5 protein-coding genes are annotated in these 3845 nt (G+C 67.8%); 3 read left to right on the top strand and 2 right to left on the bottom strand.

Annotated elements, in window-relative coordinates:
* The first annotated feature begins 147 nt into the window (after positions 1–147).
* Positions 148–1563: a coniferyl aldehyde dehydrogenase gene (locus ACXJKH_RS16615; protein WP_457320958.1), complete on the top strand. Its 1416-nt coding sequence runs from the start codon at positions 148–150 to the stop codon at positions 1561–1563.
* 192 nt (positions 1564–1755) lie between these two features.
* Here the strand turns inward: ACXJKH_RS16615 and ACXJKH_RS16610 are convergent, their stop codons facing one another.
* Positions 1756–2091: a hypothetical protein gene (locus ACXJKH_RS16610; RefSeq protein WP_457320956.1), complete on the bottom strand. Its 336-nt coding sequence runs from the start codon at positions 2089–2091 to the stop codon at positions 1756–1758.
* 128 nt (positions 2092–2219) lie between these two features.
* Here ACXJKH_RS16610 and xth point away from each other — a divergent pair, with 128 nt between their 5' ends.
* Entirely contained in the window at positions 2220–2987 is a 768-nt protein-coding gene (xth, locus tag ACXJKH_RS16605) for an exodeoxyribonuclease III (RefSeq protein WP_457320954.1), read from the top strand.
* 55 nt (positions 2988–3042) lie between these two features.
* On the opposite strand, the gene ACXJKH_RS16600 is transcribed toward xth, so the two are convergent.
* Positions 3043–3294 (bottom strand): GlsB/YeaQ/YmgE family stress response membrane protein, encoded by a 252-nt coding sequence (locus ACXJKH_RS16600; RefSeq protein WP_256776306.1) that lies wholly within the window; start codon positions 3292–3294, stop codon positions 3043–3045.
* 90 nt (positions 3295–3384) lie between these two features.
* Here ACXJKH_RS16600 and ACXJKH_RS16595 point away from each other — a divergent pair.
* Positions 3385–3845 (top strand): 4'-phosphopantetheinyl transferase family protein (locus tag ACXJKH_RS16595; protein ID WP_457320951.1); only part of this gene is annotated, 461 nt, incomplete at its 3' end.

The raw sequence follows: 3845 nt of genomic DNA, 5'->3' as shown, positions 1-3845 counted from the left end.
TCCATGCGCTTTCGGAGGCGCATGTGAGGCTGCCGGCCAGCGGCCGGCACTACCGTTGCGCTTTCGGAGGCGCATGTGCGGTTGCCGGCCAGCGGCCGGCACTACCCCGTGACACGCGCTCACGCAGCGTCTCGCTATAGTCGCCCCATGAGCGATGCCCACACCGATCCCACCGCACTGCCGGCGATCCTGCAGACCCTGCGCAGCGCCTGGCAGGCCAACCGCCCCTCGCTGGACCAGCGCCGCGACGACCTGCAGCGACTGCGCGCCGCGTTGAAGGCGCAGTTGCCGCAGATGGCCGAGGCCATTTCGGCCGACTTCGGCCACCGCTCCCCCCACGAATCGCTGATCGCCGACGGCATGACCGTGCTGGGCGAGATCGATCACCTGCTCAAGCACCTGCGGCGCTGGGCGCGCCCGCGTCGGGTCGCCGTGGGGGTACGGTTCTGGCCGGCGCGCGCGCAGACCCGCGCGGTGCCGTTGGGCGTGGTCGGGGTGATCTCGCCGTGGAACTACCCGGTCAACCTGGCGCTGATACCGCTGGCCACCGCGATCGCCGCCGGCAACCACGTCATCCTCAAGCCGTCCGAACACACCCCGCGCACCAGCGCGTTCCTGCAGGCATTGCTGGCCGAGGTGTTTCCCGCGCAGCGCGTGGCGGTGGTGCAGGGCGACGGCGCGCTGGCCGGTGCGCTGGCCGGCTCGCCCCTGGACCATCTGGTGTTCACCGGCTCCACCGCGATCGGGCGCAAGGTCATGGCCGCCGCCGCGCCGCACCTCACCCCGTTGACCCTGGAGCTGGGCGGCAAATCGCCGGCGATCGTCTGCAGCGACTATCCGCTGGACAAGGCCGCCGCGCGCCTGGCCACCGGCAAGTGGTTCAACGCGGGTCAGACCTGCATCGCACCGGATTACGTGCTGATCGATGGCGCCCGCCAGCGCGAGCTGGTGCAGCAGCTGCAGACCCAGGTGCGTGCGCGTTACGGCGATTTCAGTGATGCGTCGGACTACACCCGGATCATCCATGAAGGCCAGTACCAGCGGCTGCGTGGCTACCTCGACCAGGCCCGCGAACGCGGCGTGCCGGTGATCGAACTGGCCGCTGTCGATCCCGAACGCGCCGCGCGCGAACGCCTGATCGTGCCGACCATCGTGCTCGACCCGCCTGCCGATCTGGACCTGATGCAGGAGGAGATCTTCGGCCCGATCCTGCCGGTGTGCGCCTACCCGGACCTGGACGCGGCGCTGGCCGAGGTGCAGGGCCGCGACCGGCCGCTGGCGCTGTACGTCTTCAGCCAGCAACGCGCCACCGTCGAGCGCGTGCTCGGCCAGGTGGTGGCCGGCGGCATCACCGTCAACGACACCCTGCTGCATTTCGCCATCAACGACCTGCCGTTCGGCGGCGTTGGCCCGAGCGGCATGGGCGCGTATCACGGTCGCGCCGGCTTCGACGGGCTCAGCAAGCAGCTGCCGATCCTGTGGCAGTCGCGCTGGGCCGCCAGCGACCTGCTCAAGCCGCCGTATTCGAAGATCGCCGGGATGTTGAAAGCACTGCTGCGCTAGCGGGCAGCGCATCCCAACGGTAGAGCCGAGCCATGCTCGGCTGCGTCTGTCACCGCCCATGACCCGGCAAACTGCGTCGAACGCGTCGAACGCGTCGAACGCGTCGATGGTCCGATGGTCCGCCCCGTTCGGCTCAAGCTTCCGTGCGGCCACGTCCGAATCCGCCCGAATCAGGCCGAGTGAAAGGAACGATCAGCATTCAGGCCGCGAGCGCCGGCCTTCGTGGAACCACGCATAGGCAGCCGCCTCCAGATCGCCTTCCGATGCGATCACCGAACCATCTTCGTCCAACACGGTGTAGTGGCGCTGGTCGCCTCCCAGCGCAGCGCTGCCATCGAGCCCGAGAAGCAGGGTGTACAGGGCATCGGTGGCGAACACATCGAGCATGTCCCGCAATTGGTGTGCCTGCGCAGGTGACAGTGCCATGGCGGCGATCCGTGCGGCTGATTCCGTTCCCGGGGCCCAGGCGGCGGCCAACAGTTGTTCTTTCTCTGCGTACCACTTGGCTACGAAGGCATCTGCGTCCATGGGGTTTCCGTGCGATCAGGGGCCACAGCCTAACGTGCGCAACGGCGATGCAGCTGTCCACGATGCCCGGGCTCGGGCTGCACACGGCCGCCGGCCAGCGGCCGGCACTACCCGGTAGAATGGCGCCCATGAAAATCGCCTCCTGGAACGTCAATTCGCTCAACGTGCGCCTGCCGCACCTGGAACAGTGGCTCACCGCGTTCGCGCCGGACGTGGTCGGCATCCAGGAAACCAAGATGGAGGACCACAAGTTCCCCGACGCGGTCCTGGCCGGGCTGGGTTACCGCAGCGTGTTTGCCGGGCAGAAGACCTACAACGGGGTCGCGCTGCTCTCGCGCGAACCGGCGCAGGATGTGCAGATCGGCATTCCCGGCTTTGAGGACGAGCAGAAGCGCGCCATCGCCGGCACCGTCAACGGCGTGCGCATCATCAATCTGTACGTGGTCAACGGTCAGGATGTGGGCACCGACAAGTACGAATACAAACTGCGCTGGCTGGACGCGGTGCACGCCTGGGTGGCTGCCGAACTGCAGCAGTACCCCGAGTTGGTGGTGATGGGCGATTTCAACATCGCCCCGGACGCGCGCGACGTGAACGACACGCTGGTGTGGAACGAAAACCACATCCTCACCTCCACCGCCGAGCGCGGCGCACTCAACAAGCTGCTGCAGCTCGGCCTGCATGACGCGTTCCGCCTGCACAGCGAGGAAGAAGGCGTGTTCAGCTGGTGGGATTACCGCGCGGCCGGTTTCCGCCGCAACCTGGGCCTGCGCATCGACCTGACGCTGGTCTCCGACGCGCTCAAGGCGCGCGCCATCGCCTCGGGCATCGACCGCGAGCCGCGCACCTGGGACCGTCCCAGCGACCACGCCCCGGCCTGGGTGCAGCTGGGCTGACAGAAACGACAAGGCCCGGCGATGCCGGGCCTTGTCTGGATCCATCGCGCGTTGGTCAGCGGATGCTTTTGCGCGTGAACAGATTGACCAGGGCGAGCAGGATCACCGCACCAATCAACGAGAACAGGAACGTACGGATCGTGATCGCTTCGTTGATGCCACCGCCGAACAGGAAACCGGCGATCAGCGCGCCGACGATGCCGACCACGATGTTGAGGATGATGCCCTGCTGTGCGTCGCGTCGCATGATGATGCTGGCAAGCCAGCCCACGATGCCACCAACGATCAACCAGATGATGATGCCCATAGTCTTGACTCCCAGGTTGTGTGAACGACCGGGCCAGTTGACGTCAGCCGCCGTGAAATCACCGTGCAGCCGTCCTCACCGGGTGCAGGCATGAGGGTGGCTACCGCCCTTGGCGGCCCGTGGCGGTTCGGTCCGGTCACGGTCTGGTGCCTGCCGCACGTCAACGGTACGCGCGGCGAGCCGCAGGCTCGGGTGTTGCTGGCCGACCAGCTCGGCGCCGACCCGCAGACCCTGCCACTGCAGCGCGACCTGCGTGGCCGCCCGGAGCTGCACGACGCGTTCTCGCACCTGGGCACCGGCTGGAGCCATAGCCATGGCCTGCTGCTGGTTGCGCTGGGCGAGGGCGTCCGCCTGGGCGTGGACCTGGAGCCACTGCGGCCGCGGCCGCGCATGCGCGAGATCATCGAACGCTTCTTCCACCCGGCCGAAATCGACTGGCTGCTCGGCCTGGACGAACCCACCCGCAACCCGTGGTTCTTCCGGGTGTGGTGCGCCAAGGAAGCCATCCTCAAGGCGCAGGGGCAGGGCATCTCCTTCGGCCTGCACCGCCT

It is taken from the genome of Stenotrophomonas sp. P5_B8 (assembly GCF_054049855.1).
The sequence above is the reverse complement of the archived record's forward strand: the minus strand, read 5'-3'. Positions and strand labels throughout refer to the sequence as shown.

What these genes read in the sequence shown, in the direction of transcription:
- ACXJKH_RS16615 (WP_457320958.1), top strand. Translation starts at nt 148, where the DNA reads ATGAGCGATGCCCACACCGATCCCACCGCACTGCCGGCGATCCTGCAG.
- ACXJKH_RS16610 (WP_457320956.1), bottom strand. Translation starts at nt 2,091, where the DNA reads ATGGACGCAGATGCCTTCGTAGCCAAGTGGTACGCAGAGAAAGAACAA.
- xth (WP_457320954.1), top strand. Translation starts at nt 2,220, where the DNA reads ATGAAAATCGCCTCCTGGAACGTCAATTCGCTCAACGTGCGCCTGCCG.
- ACXJKH_RS16600 (WP_256776306.1), bottom strand. Translation starts at nt 3,294, where the DNA reads ATGGGCATCATCATCTGGTTGATCGTTGGTGGCATCGTGGGCTGGCTT.